The organism is Streptomyces sp. NBC_00386 (assembly GCF_036063235.1).
Classification (GTDB): Bacteria; Actinomycetota; Actinomycetes; order Streptomycetales; family Streptomycetaceae; genus Streptomyces.
Window position 1 is genome coordinate 77,026 of sequence record NZ_CP107950.1, and the last position, 22,167, is coordinate 99,192.

A 22,167-nucleotide genomic window follows, 5' to 3' on the forward strand; every position below is an offset into this window, starting at 1 on the left:
GGCGACAGCGCTGCAGGACGCGCCGGTTCCGCCCTCCCGGACGAACACGCGACCCACGCCGACTACGCCCCTGCACGGACCGGCCCCGCAGCCGCCGACACGGCGCGATCCACCCGGAGCGGACGCCCGGTCGGACGCAGCCCGGGCTCTCGGGGGTGATGACAGCGGATCGTTTCAGCACGTGGGAGCTGCATCGCATTGTCCCTCCTGCGGCCCCCTTGCGAACGAGGTTGTCCAGAGCTCGCCCTCACCGACAGCGACGCCCCCTAACTTCAGCACCCGGTGATCTCGGAGGTACGGAGGTTGTGATGGCTTGTGACCTGCGCAAGGTGGCCGATGCGCTGCCTGGAGCGGCTTCTCGGCACGGGCTGCAGCTGATCTCGGCATCGGTCGGCGGGGATGCCGGGCTGCGGGCCGTTCTCAGCCCGGACCGATACGACACCGAAGCCGTCGCACAGTTGGCTGCCGCCTGCGGGGCCCGCGTCCTGTACGGGGACCTCGACCACTTCGACGCCGATGAGTTCGACGTCCTTCCCGCCGACGACGAGGACGAGGACGAGCTGGCGCTGCTGATGGGTGATGGGGCAGACGGCGGCGTACCTGCTGCACTGCGCGAGAGGGCGGACAGGCTGCTGACCGCCGCGCGGCGTCGTGCGGGTGCGCTGGACGCCGTGCGGATCACCTTTGTCGTGGAGGGCGTGGTGCATGAGTGGGAGATGTCCGCGGCTTGGGCCGACGCCCTCGACGCCCAGCGCGAAGTGCTCATGGACGATCTGCAGGAGGCACGTTTCGAGCGTCCCGAGGCGGATGAGCCCGATCCCCTCGACGTCGAGCGCATCGCCGGCCTCCTCCAGAAGATGCCAGCCGTCATCTCGGCCGGCACCCACAGCCAGCGACGTGACGCTGCCACCGAGGCGTTCCCCGCCCCGAACGGCGACGACGACTGGTGCCACCACCGCCTGATCCAACAGGCCCTCGCCCTTGCCCAGCAGGCCATCGCACAGGACGCGGCCGACCTCTACCGCACCATCGAGAACACCCTCGACGACACCGCCACCCGTCTGATCGGCCAAGGCGTCCTGGACGACGTCCACGATGCTCCAGCACGCCGGATCGTCACCACGGACTTCCTCACCGAACTGACCGGTGGGCACCGGCCCAAACCGCGCACCGTGACCCTGCTGTTGGGCCAGCCCGCCGTCAAAGACTTCCTCGCCGCGCAGAAGGCAGCCGCCAAAGTCCAAGCCCAACAGGCCTTGCCACTCTGACGCATCCGACAGCAACGAGCAGGCTGGCCAAGCCACTGGCGGCTGCGGAAACGGCTCATTCGAATCGGAAGTCTGCCTCCGAGTCTGCGCCGGGCCCGGACGACGAGGCCCAGCATGCCTCGGTGCGGTACGCCGTTCCCCGCGCGATCGTGGCGCTGCATCACGACCTGCCGAGGCGGGCTCAAACAGAAATCTTCCGACCGCATCTCTTGAGGAGACCGCAGTGACGCGTTCCCGGAGCAACCGAAGACCTGCTCCTGTGGCTCCGGAGAACTCGCACGACCTGGCTCCCGTCGCCTCGAACCGCAGATTTCCCCGCCCCCGGCTGGGACCACGGCGGTTCCAACCAGCCCGCACCGGACGAGAACAGGATTCGACGGCGGGTCAGGGGACGAGGCCTGTCCGCAGATTCCAGATCACCCTGAGCACGTATCGCCCGCGTGTGGGAAACGATGCCCGACAAGGCACAGCAGCCCACAAGGCCCGCCGTCCATCGGGCCGAGTACGGCAGCGTCCTCGAGGTCATCGCCGACGTCGGCCGAGTGCCCATTCCCCGGCCGGGTTCACTGCGCGGGTGCGTGCGGAGTCGATGTCAGTGCCGTACGGCATCATGCCGGGCAAGCAGCCCGACAAGCCTTGATGGAGAACCATTCGTGACCGGCCAGGACCCCGCCGCTGTGCTTCCCTGCGACTTCCTCCTCACAGCGATGGCCGGCAGCGGCTCGGACGACCCCGTGGTGCAGTTGGCGGCGCGACAGGTTCGGACCGCTCAATCTCACCGTGAACGCTCGGCACTCGCTGAGGCCCTTTTGTCCGGGCCTCATGCACGGCAGGCGCCGCAGTGGCTTCTGGAGGCGGCCGTGGCGGATCTGGAGGCCGAGAAGGAGACGTACCACCTCGAGGACGGCATACCCCTTGTCGCGCTCGCGCTCGGACATCCGTCGTGTCCGGCATCGCTGCAGGAGACGACGCTGAAGCGGTGCACTCTCAAGCAGTTGGCTGTGCTCGGAAGCCCGCGAGCCAGTGAACAGCTCGCCGGTGCGATCGCCGAGGAGTTGCGTATTCGCGGGGCTGCGACCCCACCCATGACGCCCCAGCTGCTCGAGATACCGACACCCGCCCAGGTCGTGCTGCGGCGAGGCCCACTGCACGACCTGGTCTTCGCGGCCGCCCGCGACACCCTTCCTGCCGCACCGGACCCCGACGAGCTGGACGCAGACGGCGACACGAAGGAATGGCTGAGGCGATACAAAGGCGCACGCGCGGCATGGGAGAACATGTGGCGCCAGATCCTCGAACGGCATCCAGAGCGGCATCGGGAACTCGTCCGGTGGGCCGATGGCACCGACGCCAAATGGACGGTCCGCAACGAGTTGCTCGGCAGCCTGCCCTGGGCGGTTGAGCCGGGATTGCTGGCCGAGCTCGCCGCAGCAGATCTCGAGCGGTTCCCGCGCGAGATCCTGGTGGCCGAGGCCTGCCGTATGCGCCGCGCCGGATCGGACGAACAACAGGTCCTTGCTCACTTTGCCAAGGAGTTGTCCGCCCTGACGGACGAGGAGCAGATCGACCTCTCTGTCGCCCTGGGCCGGAGCAGCACCACACTGCTCAACCGGCGGTGTCACGCCCCGGTGACCTGGGTGCAACGCGCCGCTTCGGAAACCTGGCGTCACCTGCTCAACCCGACACAGGCCAAGGACGGCTACCAGCAGGCCCACTGGCGTGCTCCTGCAGCCGAACTCTCCAGCCTCGCGACCATGTTCGCCGAGACCGCCGCACGCGCCCTTCCCTTCTGGGAGCCCAAGCAACGCTACTCGACCATCAACCCGAGCGAGGTGGCCTGGGTGCGCGAGCTCGTGGTACACCTCCCGACGGTCACCGACGACGTGAAAGCCGGAATCCGCCCGATCGTCCATGACGCGCGCGGGCGGCTGCGCCATCACCATCCAGCCTTCCCACCGCGTCAGGATCACCGGCGTGAACTCGAGGAGATCCTCGACACGATCGAGCGGGTCCTCGCCGGTCCTCCGCCGTCCGTCGGTGGAGATCGCCGCAGTGCCGCTCTCGGCGCCCCGGACAAGGTGACCGTGCGCGAACTGGCAGGCGTCCCGGCACAAGCACTGAGCAACTACCTGGACCGGCACACCGGCAACGACTCCCTCGTGGAAAAGGCTCTCCTCGCCTGCGCCGCGAGCGGACACAGGTCCAAGGACGACTTCGAGAAGGTGCTGCGACGTCACGCATGTCCGGACACCGTGCTGCTCCCTCTCACCGAGAGCCTGCGCCAGAACCTCGGCGGCGCACCGACATGGCGCGAAGCCTGGACCCGCCTGGTCCTGGCCAGGACGGAAACCCAGCAGGCCCTCGTACGCGCTCTGCCGGCCTGGTCGGCGCTGCGCGCCCGGGGGGATCGCTACGGGAGCGCGCATCCGTCGGTGGTCGCCGCGGTACGCGAGGCCCTGGGTACCGACCAGGATGCGTGGAACCGGTTCGCGACCTGCCCGGCGACCAACTCCGGACCCGGTGCCTGGCTGCGCCTGGGTGACCTCCTGGACGCGGCTGTCACGAGAGCACCCTGGCCGAAGCCGCCGGGCAGCCGATAGGCCCGGGGCTTCTCCCGGTTCGTGCCTCCGGCGAACGCAGGGGCAGGGGCAAGTCGCGGGCGCCGCCCGGTCGCGGCGGCGCAGTGGAAGGGCGAGGGCCGCAACCGTGTCGAGGGCGCCGCGGACCGCGGCGCGGTCGGTGTGTCGGGAAGGGCGGACGCGCTGAATGCTCGCGAGTAGTGAGCAGGGCGTGGCGGGGATCGATGCCGAGGCCCGGTTGTCCCGCGGGATCTCGGCACGGTGGGCCCGATGTCGTGCAGGGCTCTGTTCGGCGGAGGGTGGGTGGGAGGGTCAGTCGACGATGTCGACGCCGAAGCCGCGGGCCAAGGCGGCCAGTTGGTGGTCGTATCCCTGGCCGACCGCGCGGACGCGCCATCCCGGGCCACGCCGGTAGATCTCGGCGAGCAGCAGCGTTCGTTCGGTGGTCGCGGCGTCCAGGGTGGCCTGGGCCACGGCTCGGGTGCCGGTTCCTCGGGCGACGGTGATCTCGATGGCCCCGGCGTGGGCGAACGTCGCGGGTCCGTCGATGGCGGCGGCGACGACGATTTTGCGGACGGCGTCGGGAAGAGGGGTCAGGTCCACTGTGACGGCTTGTTCGCTGGGGCCGTCGGTGGTCAGGCGCACGGTCGCGTCGGGGCGTTCGGGTGCCCCGTAGATGAGGGTCAATCCTGGTTCCTTTCGCGGGGAGTTCGATCCGCTGGCGCGAGGTGTGGTGTGCTCCTCGCCCTCGATCAACGGTCTGCGTCGTGCGCCGGAGCATGTGCCTTCGAGGTCGTGACGCTCGCGTCCTGCGTGGCGAGGAGGCGGTCGAGGACTGCGTCGTGTTCCTGGTAGACGATGCGGCCATCTGCTTGCAGGGCTTGGCCCAGCTCTGTGCTGCTGTGGGCAGGTGGAAGTGCGCCGATGGGGACGGCTGAGGGTGTGCTTCGCGTCGTGTGGACGATGGTGGCGTCCATGGCCACGAGTTCGGCGCCGTAGAGCTGGTGCACTGTGGCGGCGATCTGGAGGCCTGCGGTGTCGAGGTCGCCTGCGTAGCGCAGGGGGACCCCTTGGTCCACGGCGAGTTGGAGGAGGGCGTGGTCGACGGCGCGTAACTGGCCGCTGGTGCAGGCCAGGGGCAGGGTGCTGGCGCGGGCGAGGGCTTCTTCCAGGATCGAGGGGTTTTCCACCACCGTGAGGGGTGTGGGTGCCAGGCTCGGTGGCGAGAGGGTGAGGTCGAGGAGGGTCAGGGCCACGGGGGCGGTCGCTTCGCGAAGGCGCCGGTCGATGGGGCCGTCGCCGGTGGGGCGGACCTGGTGGAGCAGGACGGTGGCGGAGAGTCGGTCGGCGATGATGCCGGATTCGGCGAGCAGGGCGCGGATGTGGTCGGGGCGGGTGGGTTCGGGTCGTCCGGCGAGTTCGGCCACTGCGGAGACCAAGCGTTGTCCTGGCAAGGTGGCGAGGTCGAAGTAGTGCGGGTCGCCTGCGTGGTCGTGGGCGAGTTTGGCCAGGGTGCGGGGGCGTTGGTGGGGCAGTTCGCGGGTCAGGGCGTACAGGGCGTCGACGAGTCGGCGTATCTGTGGGGCGGCGTCGTTCTCGATTCCGGTGGCCTTGAGGCGGGCCAGCAGCAGGGGCAGGTGCGGAAGTCGGGTTGCGGCGTGGTCCCAAAGTTCCTGGCGCAGCAGGGCGGATTCGAGCCGGTCGTTCTTGCGGTTGACGACCTTGCGGCCGATGGCGCGTTCGACGAGGGGTTGTAGTTGTTCCGCCGTCAGGTGGAGGGCGGTAAGGAGGGGGTGTAGCGGCACCTTGTGGCCGTGGGGGGTGTGCGGGACCGAGGTGCGGCCGCGGCGGCGCTGGGCAGGGGTGTCGAGCCAGGATCGTAGGGCGGCCACTGCGCTCGGGGAGAGGGCGGGCACGGTGATGGTGGCGATGTCGGACGGGGTCTTGCCGGTGCTGAGGCGGTCGTGGACGGCCTGCCACAGCGGGGCGAGGTCGGGGTCGGTGGCGATGACGTCCAGATCGGCCATCAGGGTGTGTCCTGGGGCTGGGTGGTGGTCAGGTCGAGGCTGAGGGGCTGGGGTTCGCCGTGGCCCTGCCAGAGCCAGGGCACGGTGACGCGGTGGCGTCCGGTGGTGACGACCTGGTGGATCATGGCGCGCCGGGTCTCCTTCTTGATCAGGGGGGTCATGAAGGGTGCGGTGGCCAGGACGTCGAAGTTCCAGGAGCGCAGCAGGGCGAGGATCTGGCGGAGGTTGGGGTCGTCGAAGGCTGCGTCGATCTCGTCGATGGACAGCAGGCGGGGGCCTCGGTAGTGGTCGGCCGAGTACATCGACCAGGCGGCGGCGAGCAGCGGGAGCATGGTGGCCAGGCGTCGTTCGCCGGTGGAGAGGGCTTCCAGCGGGTTGGAGCGGGCGGTGACTTCGCGGAATTTCTCTTTGCCTGCGGCTTCGAAGGAGGCGTGGGTGACGGAGATCTTCCAGGTGTGCCAGGCGCGGTAGTCGAAGGTGTGGGCGACGCGGTCGGGCCACGGTTCGCCGGCCTTTTCGTTCATGCGTTGGCGCAGCACGTCATACATCTGCTCGAAGGTGTCGTCGGAGGGCGGCTGTTCGATGAGATGCACCATGCGCTGGGCGTCGGGGTCGTCGCGGACGCCCCATTGGACCTGGACTCCGACGTCGGCGACGCCGGTGCGGACGTCGTCGAGGGTGGTGCGGATCTTGGCGACGAGGTCCCAGGCTGCTTCCCGACGTAGTTGGATGTCGCGCTGCAGGCGGGTGAACAGGCTTGTTTTGAGGGTCTGTTTGACGTCGGCGCGCAGGTCGTCCTCGAGCTGGGCGGCGGTGGCGTTGAGGGCGTGGACGGTGGTGTGGACGTCTTCGCCTCGTACGGCGGCGGGGTCGGCGACGACTGCGCGCCGCCAAGCGGTGTCTTCGATGCTGACGAGGGTGACCTGCCGGTCGAAGCGGGCCAGGGCGGTGCTGGCGGTGCGGGCGCTGGTTTCCAGTGCGGTGAGGTGGCGGTCGCGCAGTCGGGTCAGGGCGGCGAGGCGGTCGGGGCCGCCGGCGGCGTCGGCGAGCAGGCGCCTGGCCCAGGTGAGTCCGGCGGTGAGATGGGCGGGGCGGCCGGCGGGGTCGGTGGGCACGTCGTCGGGCACGGTGGCCAGGTGTTCGTCGACCAGTCGGCCGAGCCTGCGCAGGTGGGCATCGCGTGTGTTCTCGGCGTCCTGGCGCAGCGGGGTGATGGCTTCCAGGGTGGCGCGGGCGGCGCTGGCTGCTTGGCCGGCGGTCTGCTGTCGGTTGTGCAGGACCTCGGCGTGTGCTTCGGCCTCCTGGAGTGCCTGGGCGGTGGTGTCCCGGTGTGCGCGGAGTTCTTGGTACTCGGCTCCGTACAGGGTGCGCATCTCGGCGACGGAGGCGGCTTCCTCGCGCGCGGACTGCAATGCTTTGTCGGCCTCTTGTCGGGCCAGGGTGCGACGTTGGTGGAGGGTGTGGGCCTGTTGCCTGTCGGTGTCGGCCCGTGTGAAGAGGTCGGTGACACGGCCCGCCGCGTGGTCCCATGCCTGGATGTGCCCGGTCAGCTGGTTGACGGCCGCCTGGTGCGTCTGCAGGCGTTGCGGCTCGGTGGGCAGAAGGCTGCCATCGGGCAGGGTTGCTGCCCGGTTGAGCGCGCGCAGTGCGTCGCTGACGGCTTTGCCGGCTTCCTGGTGGCGATGGGTGGCTTTGAGGGCGTCCGAGCGGGCCTGGGTCAGTTCCCCTTCGGCACCGTCCTCGTCGTGCTGGGCAGTGTTGACCGTGTGAATTGTCTGGTGGGGGAAGTCTGCTTGTTCGGCGTCGGCCTCTTTTTGGGCGGCGGCGGCCTGCGCTCGTATCTGTTCGCTGTGTCGGGCGGTGGCGGTCTGTCGCGTGGCGAGATCCTGTGCGTCCTTGGCTGCGGTGGCGGCCTGGTTCTCGGTCTCCTGGGCGTGCTGGTGTTCGCGTGCGGCGACCGCCACACGCGTGGTGCGTTCGGCCGCTGCAGTGTCCAGGACGGCCAGGGTGCGGTGAAGGGTGAGGCGGGCGTCGGCCAGGAGTTGTGCGGTGCGGCGCTCGGCGTCGTCGGCGGCCCGTCGCCGGCGGGCGAGGTCGGCGCGGGCGTCGAGGAGTCGGGTGGCGGGCGGGAAGCTGTCGCGCTCGACGTCCGCGTCGGCGATGTCCTGGCGGCGACGGGTCAGTTCGTCCTGTGCGTCGCTCTGGAGGTCGAGTGCTGCTGCCAGGTCTTGTTCGAGGCGAGCCACTTGTTGTCGGCGGACCCGTTCCCGGGTGGTGCGGCCGATGAAGGCCGCCTGGTAGCCGTCGGGGGCGCCGGCGGTGAGGACCCCGTGGGCCAGCTGTCCCGCGGCCAGGTCGCGGCCCGGGGTGTCTATGGCGATGGCGGCGAGGACGTCGCGGACCCGGTCGGCGTCGAGGGCGGGATCTGTTTCGACGACCAGCAGATCGGCCAGCGTGCGCCCCGGCGCAGGCGCGGCGGCGGTGAAGGTGAGGTCTCCACCGACGAGGCGTCCGTCGGAGGTGACCAGAGCGTCGAGGAGACCGGCCACGAGAAGGGCACCCTCGAGACGGTCCGCTTCACGGGTGGGCAGGCCGGGGATGAAGTCGACCAGGGCCCACAGGGGGACGCCGTCCTGGGGGCTGCGCGTGCGCCAGGCGGGTGCCGGAGGCGTCGGTGCGGCCTGACGGCTTTGTTCCAGGTCGCTCTCGACGGCGGCGACCTGCTCGGTCGCGGCCTCCACCTGTCGGCCGGCGGCATCCGCCCGGCGTTGCAGACGCACGGTGGCCCGGGTGTGCGCGCGGGCAGCGGTGAGTTCGAGGTCGGCGGGCTGCAGGGTTTCGAGCTGCGCGGCCGGCGTCGACGAGGCGGGCAGGGGAATGTCGGTGGCGGCCAGGTGCGTCAGTCGGCTGCGCCAGGAGTGGATCTCACCGACCCAGTCGGCCGCCTCTCGGGCAGCTGCGGATTCGGCGTCGTTTCGGGCACGGTCGAGCGCATCGAGCTCGGCCCGGGCATCGTTTTGGGTCTGTTGGTGAGCGTGGTGGGCGTCCGCGCGCCGGCGTTCGTCTGCTGCGCTCTCGTCGTCCGCCCGCTGCTGAGCGGTTTCGTGCGCGTCGGCGGCCTCGGCCGTGGCGTGCTGTGCGGCGGTGTGATCCGCGTGGGCCTCTTCGGCCCGACGGGCCTCGGACCGGGCCAGAGCGGCGTCGGTGGCCGCGGTCAGCTGATGCCCGGCCAGGTCGATCCGGGACCGGGTTGCGGCAGCTGCGCAGGCCAGCCAGTCGGTGAGCCTGCCGGTGTCCATACGGTCCGTCGCGTCTTCGCCGAGGGTGATCAGATCGGCCGCCACGGGGCCGATCTGGGGCGCGTCCTGCTGCCAGGCCTCGAGGCGAGCGGCCAGGTCTTCCTCGGTCTGGCGCCGGCGGGCGCTCGCCCCGCGCGCCGCTTCACGACGGATGTCTTCCTGGTCCTGCGCACTGCGCCGCTCGGCTGCCGCATCGCTCTCCGCGCTCTGCGTGTGCTGGTGCTTGACCAGGGCGCGGTCGACGGACTGGATCTGGCGGATGCGGTCGTCCGTCCAGGACAGGGGATGGCTGCACAGCCGCTGGGTGTCCAGGGCCGTCTCGGCGCCGGAGCGGGCCGCGGTCAGGACTGCGGAGGCGGCGAGGAGGTGCTCGAAGGCGGCTTCGGCTCCCAGGTCGGTGACGCCGGCGCGCAGGTCGCTTGCGAGCCCTGTGAGGTGCTGCTGCGCGGCCCGGGCGGCGTCGGAGCTGTGGTCGGCCTTCTGGAGGGCTTCGTCGGCGTCGGCGTCGGCCGTCTCGGCCCGGTCGGTGGCGGCCGCGGCCACGGTCGCAAGGTCGCGGGCGCGTTCCTCCTTGTGGGGCAATTCAGCACCGGCATGGTCGCGCAGCAGCAGCTCGTCCCCGTCCAGGCGGCCTTTGAGCTCGGAGATCTCGGTCCGGGTCTGCGCCTGCTGTCGTTCGGCGTCCCCATAGGTCTTCTCGGCGGCCTCGAGGTCGTCGGTGGCCTTCTTGGTGCGGCGGGCCTGGTTGTCGAAGTCGGTGTTGGCTGCGGTCAGGGCGGCGGCCTCGACCTGGGCGACGGTGCGCAGGTAGCGGTGGTAGTTGCGGTCGGTGTCCTCCAGGAGTTTGGCTTCCTGGCGGGTGCGCTGCAGTTTGCTCTCGAGTTCGGCGATTCGCTCCATCGCCTCGGCGATCAGGGTGAGGTTCTCGGTGTCGAGAGCGGGCAGGGCGTCGGTGAGGACCTGGCGCATGCGGGTGGGGGAAATGGCTTCGGCGGTGCGCAGACTGCGCAGGCTGCGCAGGACGGCGAGCAGTGCTTCGAACTGGACCTCGTTGAGCGGGGTGAACAGGCGGGTGCGGATGGCCTGTCGGTAGGAGCGCTCGTCCTGGAGGGTGAGCCGGGTGGGCAGGCCGCGCAGGGCCCTGGAGTCGGCGAACAGCTCGCCGTGGCAGTCGGCCAGCTGCCCGGCAAGAGCTTCCAGGCGTACGGGTTCGCGGTCCCTTTCCAGGGTGAGTTCGCTTCCCACCCGTCCGGGTGCGATGAAGAACGCCCGGTGCAGGTGCCCTCCGGTGGCCCTCAGCCACAGTCCGGTGGTCAGGAACTGGGTGTGTCCGGCGGCTGCGTCGCGCAGCCCGTACTCGAGCCACCAGATGCCGGTGCGGTCTTCCCGGTCGTTCCAGTCGGTGTGTCGGCTGGTGAGGGTTCCTGCGGCCTTCCCGGACACCGACAGGGCGGTCTGGGAGGTGTCGGCGTCCAGCAGGACAGTGACCAGCATGGAGGCGGTGAGGGACTTTCCGGATCCGTTGGGGCCGACCAGGGCGAGCCAGCCGTCGGAGAACCAGAGTTGCTCGTCGGCCCAGGCCCATGAGTTGACGATGCCGGCGCGGGTGGGCTGCCAGCGGTCGTCCGCTCCGGGCAGGCCCAGTGCCAGTTCGCTGGCGGCGGCCGGGCCCAGGTGCCGGGCGGGATGTTCCGTGATGCTCATCCTTCGTCTCCTTGCCGGTCGGCGGGCGCACGGTCTGCCTCTGCTGCGGGTTCGGCCAGGAGCTGTTGCTCGAACCGCGGAGGGGTGGCGGGCGATGCGTGGGGACGGATCGCGGCCGGGAGGCTCTGGTGGACGCGGACGCGCCACAGGTGCACGCCGGGGGTGGGTTGCCACCGGTCGGGGATCTCGGGGTCGGGGATGAGCAGGGCGACGCCGACCAGTTCGGCGGCCGCGGCGCGGGCCAGTGCGGGCATGCGGTCGTAGGAGGCGGCCCAGCGGGGCTGGTTGTCGCGCACACGGGTGAACAGATCGGTGACTTCGGTGAGCGTCAGTGCAGCGGTGGGATCGTCGCGGTCGGGGAGGGTGGCCAGCAGGGCCAGAGCTGCCTGGCGTTCCATGCGGCGGCCGTTGGGGAAGTCGATGCCGCTGGCCTGGCCGGTGGGATCGGTGGTCTGCCACCAGTCGCGGCGCACGGTGGTGGCAAGGCCCAGGGCGGCACTGACGTTGAGGGCGCGTTCGCGTCCGGTCAGGGTGTGCAGGTAGGTGGTGGTGTCGGTGTGGTCGTCGAGCGGGTCGGTGGCCGGGTCGTCGACCAGCCGGCGGATGACCTTCAGGCGCCGCTGTTCCAGCGTGGGTGGTGCGTCCGTTCCTTCGAGGGTGTGGTCCATGAGGGATTCGGCGGACAGCGCTGCGGCGTGCTGTTGGGGCGGCAGGTCGTTCAGTTCCAGCAGGGTGGGTGACAGGGAGGAGAACTTGGCGGCGAGGCGGTCGCGGGAGGCGGTGACGACGAGGTCGCCGTCGTCGTCTGCCAGGGCGCGGTCCAGATCGGCGTCGACGCTGACGGTGCCTTCGGCGACGAGGAGTTTGAGGGCATCGGCCAGGCTCTGCCGGTGCTCGCGGGCCTCCTTCTTGCTCACCTCCTGCGAGGCCACGACGGGAAAACGGGGCAGCCGCCCCTGCAAGGCCTCGGTGGCGCAGACCTGGGCGATGGCTTGCAGGAGTTCGCGCAGGCTCATGCGCGGGCGACGCCACAGCTGCTCGCACGCCAGACAGACCAGGATCATCACGGTGGCGGAGGCCAGCGGACGCCGCTCGCGGGACAGCAGCGGGCCGCGGTCGGCGGGAACGTCGCTGCGGCGCTTGTGGAGTCGGACAAGACCTGCAACCTCGTGGACCTCCAGGACCCAGTTCAGTTCGGTGCGGAAGAACTCCGCCAGTGCCTGGTGGCCCTTGAGCGCCGCCCGGTATTCCTCGGGATCGCTCTCCTCCCTCAGACGCCCGGTCGCGATGAGCCGGCGGGCGCTCTCGCGCAGGTCGGCCGGGAGCAGAAGCGCCTCGTTCATGCCACGCTCCAGGTCTGCGCGGTCCGGGCCGCGGGCACGGTGTGCACGGCGGTGCTCTGGCCCAGCGGGGTGACGGAGATCCTCAGGTCGGGTCCGGACAGCCGGCCTTCGGCGAGAGCGACCGTGACGGTGGTCTGCGGCCGCCCGGGCCGCACGGTCACCTGCAGGCCTGCGTCGTCGACCTCGGCCCGCCCGCAGCCGGCCTTGGGGTCGTACTGGCTCAGCGCGACCTCGACGGCATTGAGCAGGACGACGGCCGCATCCGAGGGCAGAGCGGCGAAGTGTCCGAGATCGACCTCGCCGTCGGTGGCCAGCAGCCCGGTCAGATGACGGCGGCGCCTTGCGGCGGATTGTGCCTCGGCCTGGGCGGCGGCCCGACTGACGGTGGTGTCGGGCACCTTGCGGGGTCGGCCCGTGGAAGGTCCGTGCCGTTCGTGTTCGCGCAAAGTCACCTCGACGTGATGGCGGCTGGTGCCCGCCCGGGCCGCCGTGCCGTGAGCGACGTCCTCCTCACCCGCGCGGATGACGGCGTGCCAGGCAGGCCAGTCCCCGAACGCCGCCGCGTACACCCGGCGCGCGGCCGTGTCGTCCGGCTGGCGGTGCAGGCTGTAGGCCAGCGCCCGGAAATCGACTCCCAGGTCGCTGCCGCGCCGGCGGGCCATGTAGCGGCGGTCGATGGCGACCAGCAGTGTGTGGACCGCGCCGCTGGCCGAGCTGATCAGCCGGTGCACGGTGCCGTCCGCCTTGAACCAGGCCTCCAGGTCGGCCAGCCGGCGGACCCGCTCGTCGATCCAGTGCTGCTGATCGGCGGCATCCACCAGCCCGGCGTGCTCGGACGCCGCCTCCACCGCACGGGAGAAGCCGGCCTCACGCAGCTCGGCCAGTGCAGTCTCCACCCGCGGCAGGCCCCGACCGTATTCGCGGGGAAACTGGCGCAGCGCCTCGACGACCCGGTCCCGGTTCTCGCCGAACACCTCGTTGTCGGTGACGTCGGACTGCACCATCCTCGCCAGCGCCGCGTAGAAGTCGGCGGTGACCCGCTGCAGTTCGTCGATGCGGGTGCGGACGTCCTCGAGATCACCGGGCAGCAGACCGTGATCACCGTCCAGGTGCTCGAGGATGTCGCGCAGCGTGCGCCCCACCCCGTCGAGCAGACGGCTGGGCAGCTGAAGTGCGCGCACCACATCGACCACCGCTGCACGCACCGCAGCAACGACCCCCCGCCCCCGGCGCGTCAGCGCCCACGCCTCCTGCCGCACGACCAGTCCCTGGAAGCTGCGCACCGGAGCCGCGTAGTCACGAAACGGCTCGGCAAAACCCCACTTGGCCAGTTGGTCCAGCGAGTTGCGCAACTCGGGCTCGGGCAGCGGGTCGTGGTAGCCGACGGTCTTGACCTGCGCGGCGATGTCGGACAGCGTCGACATCGGCCCACGGGTGGACAACTCCTCCAAAGCGGCCAGCAGCGCGAGATAGCGCTCGCGCACCAGGTCATCGGGCATCCCGAACACGTACCAGTCCCCCGGTACGACCTCCTGCCACCACATCCGCGGCCTCGACACGCCTACCCCCTCACGCCGACACCCGCCCGCGGGCGGGGTCTCCCCCAAGTGCGAACTCCGGCGCTCATTTCGTCGACTGGAGCTCGGACAACAATGCATTTGAAGTTATCCACTGCCACTGACAACGGCACCGGAACCTGACGCACGCAGAGCCTCTTGAAGACCCGTCGCCTGTCTGAATGCAATGCGTTCTTCCCGTCACGACCGGTGGGAGCCCCCAGAGACCCACAGGATGCGTTGACGCTTCAACACGACCGCAGCTTCAATGTGATGACCTGGGAATTTTCACGGATCGGCAGATCCGGCACCCCTAGTGAGGTCTCCGACCCAGGAAGGAACAGGTCCCTCGGACGCGGGTTCAGAACCCATGAAGGGCTTCTGAACAAGCCATTAATTTCAGCATCCACGAGAATGGGAACTTCAGTTCTAATTCTTCGATGCGCCTCGACCGCGCACGAAGACGAAGGAGATCGAGCAGAGCGTCGGCCGTGCCGGGCCTGTCCGGTAGGAAGCCTGCCCGCAGGGCGCCGGGCGGACGTCGTAACGCAGGGCAGTCCACTGAGCCGCTCGGCGTCTCCGCCCGTCACCGCGCCAGGAGCCCACGGTGACCCAACTGGCCGCCCCTCCACCCGCTCGGAGATCGCGGACGTGGACTGCTCGCGGACAGGACAGTCCCAGCCCGAGGCATTCGCGCGATGGAGGGGCATCTTGGCACATCCGTGACCGGCTGATCCCGAGATTCCACAGAGATCCCGTCACCGCCACGCAGGAGGGCGGACTCCTTCCATCCGTGGTGAATGATGGCCCCAAAGCGGTTGCCGACAAGGGGGAAAGGCGATGAGACCAGACGACTTCGCGGTCATGATGGAGTTCTTCCGGGCCCGTCTTCGCGACGATGAAAATACTGCTCACGCAGTGAAGCCCGGCAAGGACGAGGGCACGGCACGGTTGCAGGCCCGGGTCCTCGCCGACGTTGCCACGAAACGCCAGATCATGCACTGGGTTGAGGGGCATGACTGGAAGGCTTGGAAAGAAGAGGGCGGAAACCTCACCATCTGGCAGAGCGTGGCTGCGGACTTGGTCGCCAGCATCCCGCTGTATCTCCGCAGGCCGGTGATCTACAAACTCGTTGCGGCATACGCCGACCACCCCGACTTCCGGCCCGAGTGGCTGCCGCTCGAGGACAAGCGAGAGCATGACGAGAAATACGAGCCCGGCATGCACCAGAACAGCACCCGCAGGCGCCATCGCACCGGCTGACCCGCAGAGGTACAACGGCCCGTCACTGAGCGCTTCCACGTCGGCACCGATCGGGTGACGCCGGTGTGATGAGGCGAGGGCCGCAACGCACGAGGCTTCGTCCCGCTGAGGGAGGCGTTCGACGCCTCACCCCATCGGCACAGGAGCGTTCAGATCGAGCCCCCTCAGGCCTGCGCGCCCCACCGTCCCCGCCTTCCAGGGACTGAAAGGGATCAGAGTCGCCGGGCTTTCGGCCATCCGGCGTCGCTGTCCGGTCCATCGGATGATGCCCCTGCTCGGCTCCTCACCGATGGACGGCAGGCGTCCCACCTGGTCTCCGCGTGCCGTTCCTTGACTCGCGCCTGGTCGTGCGGGGCGGGGCGAAACCTGATGTCCGCCCCGCACTTGGGGCGGACATCAGTCGTGCTGGCGTTGCTGCCACAGCGGCATCATGCTCGCCCGCGTCTCCTGCGGTGCCGGCATGCGTTCGAAGGTCATCGGGTCCGTGCGGTGGACGCAGTCGACGCCGTAGCGGTGCAGCAGTTCCAGATCACGGTCGGCGGGGCGCTCCGGGAAGAGCGCCGACAGCCGTATCGCCGGTTGGGGGGTGTGGGGGGCGTAGTCCAACAGCTGTGCCAGGGCTTCCCGGACGAACCGGCGGCTGCTGGCGCGTTTGGCCTCCACGACCTCGCTGCCGTCCGGCAGGGCCAGATGCAGGTCGGTGATCCCGGCGGGGGTGCGCAGTCGCTGCGGCCGGTCGACGCCCAGAAAGCCGACGTACTCCTGTACCAGGAACGCCTCCGTGCGGTGGACGATCAGCTCGCGCTCCTCGAGGCGGTAGCGGGTGCTCGGGGTGCGCAGGACCTCGCCGTCGACGATGTCGGTGTGGGTGCGCAGGGCGCGGGCGACGGGTTCTTGACGGCTGTCGTCGTCGCGGGCCTCGGTCTGTGTCTCGATGCCCAGGCCGTCCAGGACGGTGGCGGCCTTCTCGGGGTCCAGGATGCGAAGGCCCATGAAGTTGTCGCCGGCGTTGAATCCGGGGAGTGCCCAGATCTCGGTGTAGGGGATCTCGACAGGGGTGAACGACAGAAGGCTGTAGACGTTGTGCCAGCTGCCGTTGTCCTCGTCGGCGCCCCACATGCTGTCCGCGAAGGCCGCGTTGCGAAAGAGCGCGCCGATCTCGCCGATGCCGCGCACATGGTTCAGGCCGGTGAACAGGACGACGTCTCCCGGGCTCAGGCGCTCCATCTTCCGGTCCTGACGGCCCGTCGCCCCCCAGAACCGGGCGGATCCACCGGGGTGGAACCCCTGCAGTTGCTCGCGCTGCGAGGGGGTCAGAAGAGGTGCGCGCACGGTGTGGGTGAAGTCGACGACGTGGTCGAGCGTGTCGCGCCAGTGCCGGCGGGCTGCAGGGTTGCCGTAGGACGGCTGGATGACAACGAGCGGCACGCGAACCTCCGGTACATGACGGCGTATCCGATCAAGGATGTCATCCGGCGTCGAGAGGCGCCCGCGTGGTCGTCGGGTCTTGCCGACACCTGTCCCCGGCCGATGGTTCCCGGATGGGGGTATTTGGCGTGTGGGTGTTGCCGACGGCGCCGTCGGGGACACCGAATCGCGACTCGGTCCGGGCCTCCTGGCCCGATTCGTCGTCCGGTCGGGGAGCGCGTGAGGGTGTCGGCCTCCGGATCTCGCGGTGCCTGCGGGTGCAGCGCCAGGCACCGGGGAGCGGTCGCCCGCAGTTCGGCAGGTGCGCAGCCGCTCACGTCGCGGGCTCCGTCCGACCCGCTCGAACACATTCGGCGCCGACCCCGGATGAATTGCAGCATGCCCGGTCGGATCTGTCGGCGATCGGAGAACTCTTCGGTCGGCTTCTTCCGGATCCCGTCAATCCACCTTCCTGGCACCGCAGTTCAAGGGATTCCAAGAATGCTCGGTGAACTTCGAATTTTGTGATCGCGGTTACGAAGTCCGTCTCGATATGCAAATTTGCGACCGGTCGGAGAGGTCCGCGTCGACGTGAGCGAGTGCATCCCGGTGAAGGCAAAAGTGTACGAACTTCGCGATATCCGCACATCGCCCGAGTTCTCCATCAACGGGAAATAGTACTCAACTGCGGGCCAATACTGACTGTCCGTCACAAGGCCGCCCATCAGGGTCGATTGAACCCCTTCCAAAGGTCCCGTCTGACGTCGATGACCGTTGTCAAGGGTCCTTGCTCGGATCGAATCGCATGGTTAGGGTGTGCTCCGATGGGAAACCAGCCACTTCACGGCCGGTTCCGTAAGCCCGGGGGGGCCGTCGCACACATAGAGCCGCGCTGCGCTTTTCTGTCGCCGTGTCAGCGATAGGGAACGCCTTTCGAGTCGAGCCTTCCGACGGGTTATCACGTCCGGCATCGAAGGCTGTCTTTCCCATGCGATCGGGGTATTTTCTTTCATGTCTGATTTCGAGCCCGAGGCGGACGGCGTCGTCAAGGTCGTCGAGGAACTGTCGCAACGGGTTCTCAACGTCTACCGGGCCGATCCCGGCCACGTCCTGGAGCACGCGAACAACGAGCGGCGCATCACCCAGGGCGGCTACGGCGAACGCCAGATCTACGAGCTCGTCCAGAACGGCGCGGACGAGAACATGGAGCGCCAGCCCGGCGTCGTGGGCACGATCCATGTCCTTCTCACCGCCACACACCTGTACTGCGCCAACACCGGCACACCGATGACCCCGGGCGGCGCCGACACGATCCTGCGCATGGCCGTGTCGCGGAAGCGGACCGGGAAGATCGGACGCTTCGGGGTCGGCGTCAAGTCGGTGCTGAGCGTGTCGGACACCCCTCGCTTCTACAGTGCGTCCGGCTCGTTCGGCTTCGACAAGGACTGGTCGGCCCGTGTCATCCGGGAGACGGTCCCCGACCTCTCCGGGCTGGATCCCACCCCGGTGCTGCGAATGGCGCAGCCGCTGGACCTGGATGCGGAGCGTCGGCGTGACGAGCGGCTCGACGAGCTGATGACGTGGGCGTCGACGACGGTGGTGCTTCCGCTGCACGAGGGGGCCGCGGACCGGTTGGGGCGGGACATCGTCAACTTCCCCGCGCATTTCATGCTTTTCTCGCCCCACGTGGACCGCCTGGTCCTGGAGGACGCTCGCGGCGGCCACGAGGTGTGCCGGGAGATCACACAGGAGACGCAGGGGGTGGAGCACCGTGTCGTGGAGCAGCGCGACGGTGCTCCACGCAGCAACGAGCGCTGGTTCGTCTTCAGCATCGACCACGAACCCAGTGCGAGCGCCGCACGGACGGCGGGAGAGCTGCACGATCGGCCTGTCGTCACCATCTCGTGGGCGGTCCCCGACAAGGGTGTCCCGCAGCGCGCGAAGCGCGGGACGTTCTGGGCCTACTTCCCGACCAACTACGACACGACTTTGACCGGCCTTCTCAACGCGCCGTGGAAGACCCCCGAGGATCGCCAGAATCTGACCAAGAGCGATTTCAACGAGGAGTTGGTGACCAGGGCCGCGCAGCTCGTGGTCGACTCGATCCCCGATCTGTACGAGGAGAAGGACCCGGGGGCCTTCTTGACCCTGCTCACGGCGCGTGGTCGTGAAGCCTCCCAGTGGGGCGACGAGATGCTCAGCCAAAAGGTGCTGCGGGCGGCCGCCCGTCGCCCCTCCCTGCCGGACCAGGACGGGATTCTGCGGCTCCCGGAAAAGCTGCGGCTGCATCCGGAGAATCTCGCGCCGGCATGGCTCGAACGATGGGCATCCCACCCGGGGCGTCCCAAGAACTGGTGCCATCACAGTGTGGAGGGGCGCGACCGACGATCGAGGGCCAGGGACATCCTCGACCAGGGCGGCGTCGTCGCGTCCCCGCTGCGCAACTGGCTGGAGGCACTGGTCTCGGATCGCAGTGTGGAAGGCGTCAGGTGCGCGCTGACGCTGGCGGCCTCCATCGTCAAGACCGGCAATGCGGCTCAGGCGACCGAGGCGCGAAGCGCGAAGATCCTGCTCACCGAGGGCGGCGTCTTTCGTTCCCCGTCCGAGGGCACGGTGTTTCGTCGGCACGACGACGTGCGGCTCGCCCACGAGACGACGCAGTACCTGCACGACGCCGTCGGGCAGGACCCCGAGACGGTCAACGCGTTGCGGATCCTGGGGGTGGAGGAGGCCAACGCGGCCGGACGTCTGCGGGCTGCCGTCACAGCGGGCTTCGACCGGTACCGGAACAACGACTGGGAGGACTTCTGGACGCTGACACGCGCCGTCGAGCGCGACGAGGTGGTCGAGGTCGTCAAGAAGCGCCACCCGGCACCGCAGGGGGTGCTCAAGGTGCGCACCGCCGCCGGCCAGTTCCGCTTCGTGCGCGACTGCATCCTGCCGGGACCCGTCGTGCCCGAGGACGGAATGCGCGATGCCGCGGTTCTGATCGACCCGGCCTTCCACGCGCCCGACACGGACGTGCTCGAGGCGCTCGGCGCGGTGGATCGTCCGGTACCCCGGATGAACCCTCGCTCGGATTCCTGGTTCGACGACTACAGCGCGGTCATGTACAACCAGTTCTGCGCTGCTCTTCCGCCCCACGGTTCCCGTCCTCGGCCGTCCTCCGTGAGCCTGATGGGTCAAGACCCCGCCGGTCCCCTGCACCTCCTGACGGAGCTGTCCGCGGAAGGCAAGGCCGCCTTCGTGCGCGAGCTGCCCGACCCCGGGCTCGTGCCCGATTGGCGATGCTCGCGAACCACCGGTCAGGGCGGCGAACTGCGCGTCGAGTCGCCTCTGATCTGGATGCTCCGCGAGCAGGGCATGCTGGCCACCTCGTTGGGCGTGAGGCGGCCGAATGCCGCGGTGAGTCCCGAGCTGGACGTGGACGCCACGCTTCTGCCCGTCGCCGAGGTCGCCGTCGCCCACGCACGTGCGCTGCGGCTGCCCTCCACGGTCCAGAACGTGCCCGCCGCCTTGTGGAGCGAACTGGCTCTGCGCGCGGATGCGGGCACCGACATCGGATTCGTCGGAAGCGCCTACGCGTTTCTCGCGGGTTCGGGCCCCTTGGACAACCTCGGGGACGAGACACGCCTGTTCCGGTGCAAGGTGGGCGAGGACTGGGCATCGAAGCCGCGCGAGAGCATCGCCGTCACCTTCGAGCAGGACCAGTTCGAGGTGCTGCTGCGTGAGCGTGTACCGGCGCTCCTCGTCCCCGGCGAGGCCGACGCCCAACTTCTCATCGACCGGTTCCGTTTCCGCAACCCGTCCGATCTTCTGGTGGAGGAGATCCACTGGGTGCCGCTCACCGAACCGGTGTCCCTGACGGACGCCTTTCCTCGGCTGCGTCAGGTGCTTCCTCGAGGAACGGCCTGGAAACTGGCGCACTGCTCCGAGCTGGTCAGGATCGTCCGTGGCCCCGAGGGCAGACGGGAGCACGCGCTGACCGAGACGCTCGACGGATACACGGTGCTGCTGTGCGGCGAGCGTGACGACGAGTCGACCCTGGGGGCCGTCGATCGCCTCCTGGGACTGCGGTTGGGAGCCGAGGGGTGTCGGGATCTCCTGCGCCAGCAGGCGCGGGACCGGGACGACAAGAAGTTGGTGATGGTCCGCCAGGAGACCGATCCGATCAGAAAGCTGTTGCTGGCCATCGGCGAGGACCGGCTGACGGCCGAGCTGCCGCCAGGACTGGCGTCGGCGGACGCGCAACTGCGCGGGATTCCGGTCGACGGTCTGCGAGCGGCCGAGCTGCTGATCGCCGCTCACGGGGATGACATCCTGCGTTTCCTGGCACCTGCGCTCGCCGACGTGGGCTTCGATGTGCCGCGGATCTGGAGGAGCGGTTCGGCGGCACAACGTTTCGTGCGCACCTACGGCTTCCCGCAGGCGTGGGCCGGCGACCCGCAGACCCCCAGCAGCCCCGAGCCGTACGAGACGGTCCCGGGCCCGCGCAAGCCGCTGAAGCTGCACCCGTACCAGGAAGCGCTCGTGCAGCGCATGTACGAGCACCTCGCCCAGGGCGAGGAGAAGCGGGCCATGCTGCAGATCCCCACCGGGTCGGGCAAGACCCGGATCGCCGCCGAGGCCGGTGTCCGCGCGCTGCGCGAGGGCCTGCTCGACGGCCCGATCCTGTGGATCTCCCAGAGCCAGGAGCTGGCCGAGCAGGCCATCGAGACCTGGGCCTACGTCTGGCAGACCGTGGGAACGGACCAGCCGCTGCGCATCACCCGTCTGTGGGGCGGCATCCCGGACGCCGTTCCCGTCGTCGACGGGCCGCAGGTGGTCGTCGCCATCGACGACACGGCCGTCAAGCGGCTCCCCAAGGAGGACTACGCCTGGCTGCGTGAGTGCGCCCTCGTCATCGTCGACGAGGCTCACTTCGCCGTGCCGAAGACCTACACACGGATCCTGGACGCCCTGGGCATCGACCAGTACCGGACCTCGCGCCACCTGATCGGTCTGACGGCCACCGCCTTTCGCGGGGACAACGACGACGAGACACGGACGCTGGTCTCCCGTTTCGGCCGCAAGCGCCTGGACTACGGGGTGTTCGACAACGACGACGCCTACGGACACCTGCAAGCCTTGAAGGTCCTGGCCAAGGTCGAGCACGAGGAACTCCTCGGCGGCTCCTACACGCTGACGGCCCAGCAGGTGGCCGAGACGCGCAGCACGAACGCGATGACGCTGCCGGCCGAGGTCGTCACCCGCCTCGCCCAGGACGTCGAACGCACCCGGCGCATCGTCGACAGGATCGGGGAACTGCCCCCCGACTGGCCGATCCTGGTCTTCGCCACCTCGGTGGAGCACGCCCAGGTTCTTGCCGCACTGCTGCAGGATCGCGGCATCACGGCGGCCTCGATCGACGGGGGGACGCCGCCGAGCATCAGGCGGCGCCGCATCGCCGCGTTCAAGGACAAGAGGATCAGGGTCCTGACCAACTACCGGGTGCTGACGCAGGGGTTCGACGCCCCTGCCGTGCGGGCCGTCGTGGTCGCCCGCCCCACGTTCAGCCCCAACACCTACATCCAGATGATCGGCCGGGGGCTGCGCGGCGAGCTCAACGGGGGCAAGGAGTCCTGCCGGATCCTCAACGTGGCCGACAACATCGAGAACTTCGGTCGTGGACTTGCCTACACCCGCATGGAGCACCTGTGGCGTAGGGCGGACCGGTGACCG

9 protein-coding genes and 1 pseudogene are annotated in these 22,167 nt (G+C 69.4%); 4 read left to right on the plus strand and 6 right to left on the minus strand.

The genetic code is table 11. The features are described 5' to 3' along the window. Positions 1-329: 329 nt before the first annotated feature. Positions 330-1,268 carry a hypothetical protein gene (locus OG780_RS00320; protein WP_328443436.1) on the plus strand — a complete coding sequence of 313 codons (939 nt, stop codon included), beginning with the start codon at positions 330-332 and terminating at the stop codon, positions 1,266-1,268. Positions 1,269-2,128: 860 nt separating this feature from the next. Then, positions 2,129-3,868 (plus strand): hypothetical protein, encoded by a 1,740-nt coding sequence (locus OG780_RS00325; RefSeq protein ID WP_328443438.1) that lies wholly within the window; start codon positions 2,129-2,131, stop codon positions 3,866-3,868. A gap of 291 nt (positions 3,869-4,159) precedes the next feature. Here OG780_RS00325 and OG780_RS00330 read toward each other — a convergent pair. The 5 genes and pseudogenes from OG780_RS00330 to OG780_RS00350 all read right to left on the minus strand — a co-directional run. Then, positions 4,160-4,528: pseudogene (locus OG780_RS00330) on the minus strand (TerD family protein); the annotation flags it as partial. Between the two features lie 71 nt (positions 4,529-4,599). Further along, positions 4,600-5,874 (minus strand): DUF2399 domain-containing protein, encoded by a 1,275-nt coding sequence (locus OG780_RS00335; RefSeq protein ID WP_328443440.1) that lies wholly within the window; start codon positions 5,872-5,874, stop codon positions 4,600-4,602. Further along, positions 5,874-10,877, minus strand: a complete 5,004-nt coding sequence (locus tag OG780_RS00340; protein ID WP_328443442.1) for an SbcC/MukB-like Walker B domain-containing protein — start codon at positions 10,875-10,877, stop codon at positions 5,874-5,876. The genes OG780_RS00335 and OG780_RS00340 overlap by 1 nt, the downstream gene beginning before the upstream one ends. Continuing rightward, a complete protein-coding gene (locus OG780_RS00345; protein ID WP_328443444.1) occupies positions 10,874-12,220 on the minus strand; it encodes a DUF2398 family protein in 1,347 nt (448 codons plus the stop codon). Before OG780_RS00345 ends, OG780_RS00340 begins: the two co-directional genes overlap by 4 nt. Then, a complete protein-coding gene (locus OG780_RS00350; protein ID WP_328443446.1) occupies positions 12,217-13,779 on the minus strand; it encodes a DUF2397 family protein in 1,563 nt (520 codons plus the stop codon). Before OG780_RS00350 ends, OG780_RS00345 begins: the two co-directional genes overlap by 4 nt. An 837-nt stretch (positions 13,780-14,616) precedes the next feature. Between OG780_RS00350 and OG780_RS00355 the strand changes: the two genes are divergently transcribed. Beyond that, on the plus strand, positions 14,617-15,039 hold the full coding sequence (locus OG780_RS00355) for a DUF6221 family protein (protein ID WP_328443447.1): 423 nt from the start codon (positions 14,617-14,619) through the stop codon (positions 15,037-15,039). Between the two features lie 396 nt (positions 15,040-15,435). On the opposite strand, the gene OG780_RS00360 is transcribed toward OG780_RS00355, so the two are convergent. Next, positions 15,436-16,467: a hypothetical protein gene (locus tag OG780_RS00360; RefSeq protein ID WP_328443449.1), complete on the minus strand. Its 1,032-nt coding sequence runs from the start codon at positions 16,465-16,467 to the stop codon at positions 15,436-15,438. 990 nt (positions 16,468-17,457) lie between these two features. Between OG780_RS00360 and OG780_RS00365 the strand changes: the two genes are divergently transcribed. Then, positions 17,458-22,164, plus strand: a complete 4,707-nt coding sequence (locus OG780_RS00365) for a DEAD/DEAH box helicase (protein ID WP_328443451.1) — start codon at positions 17,458-17,460, stop codon at positions 22,162-22,164. Positions 22,165-22,167: the final 3 nt, after the last annotated feature.

Excerpts from the sequence above, each read along its gene's own strand:
- OG780_RS00335 (WP_328443440.1), bottom strand. The coding sequence starts at position 5,874 with ATGGCCGATCTGGACGTCATCGCCACCGACCCCGACCTCGCCCCGCTG.
- OG780_RS00355 (WP_328443447.1), top strand. The coding sequence starts at position 14,617 with ATGAGACCAGACGACTTCGCGGTCATGATGGAGTTCTTCCGGGCCCGT.
- OG780_RS00340 (WP_328443442.1), bottom strand. The coding sequence starts at position 10,877 with ATGAGCATCACGGAACATCCCGCCCGGCACCTGGGCCCGGCCGCCGCC.
- OG780_RS00365 (WP_328443451.1), top strand. The coding sequence starts at position 17,458 with ATGTCTGATTTCGAGCCCGAGGCGGACGGCGTCGTCAAGGTCGTCGAG.
- OG780_RS00345 (WP_328443444.1), bottom strand. The coding sequence starts at position 12,220 with ATGAACGAGGCGCTTCTGCTCCCGGCCGACCTGCGCGAGAGCGCCCGC.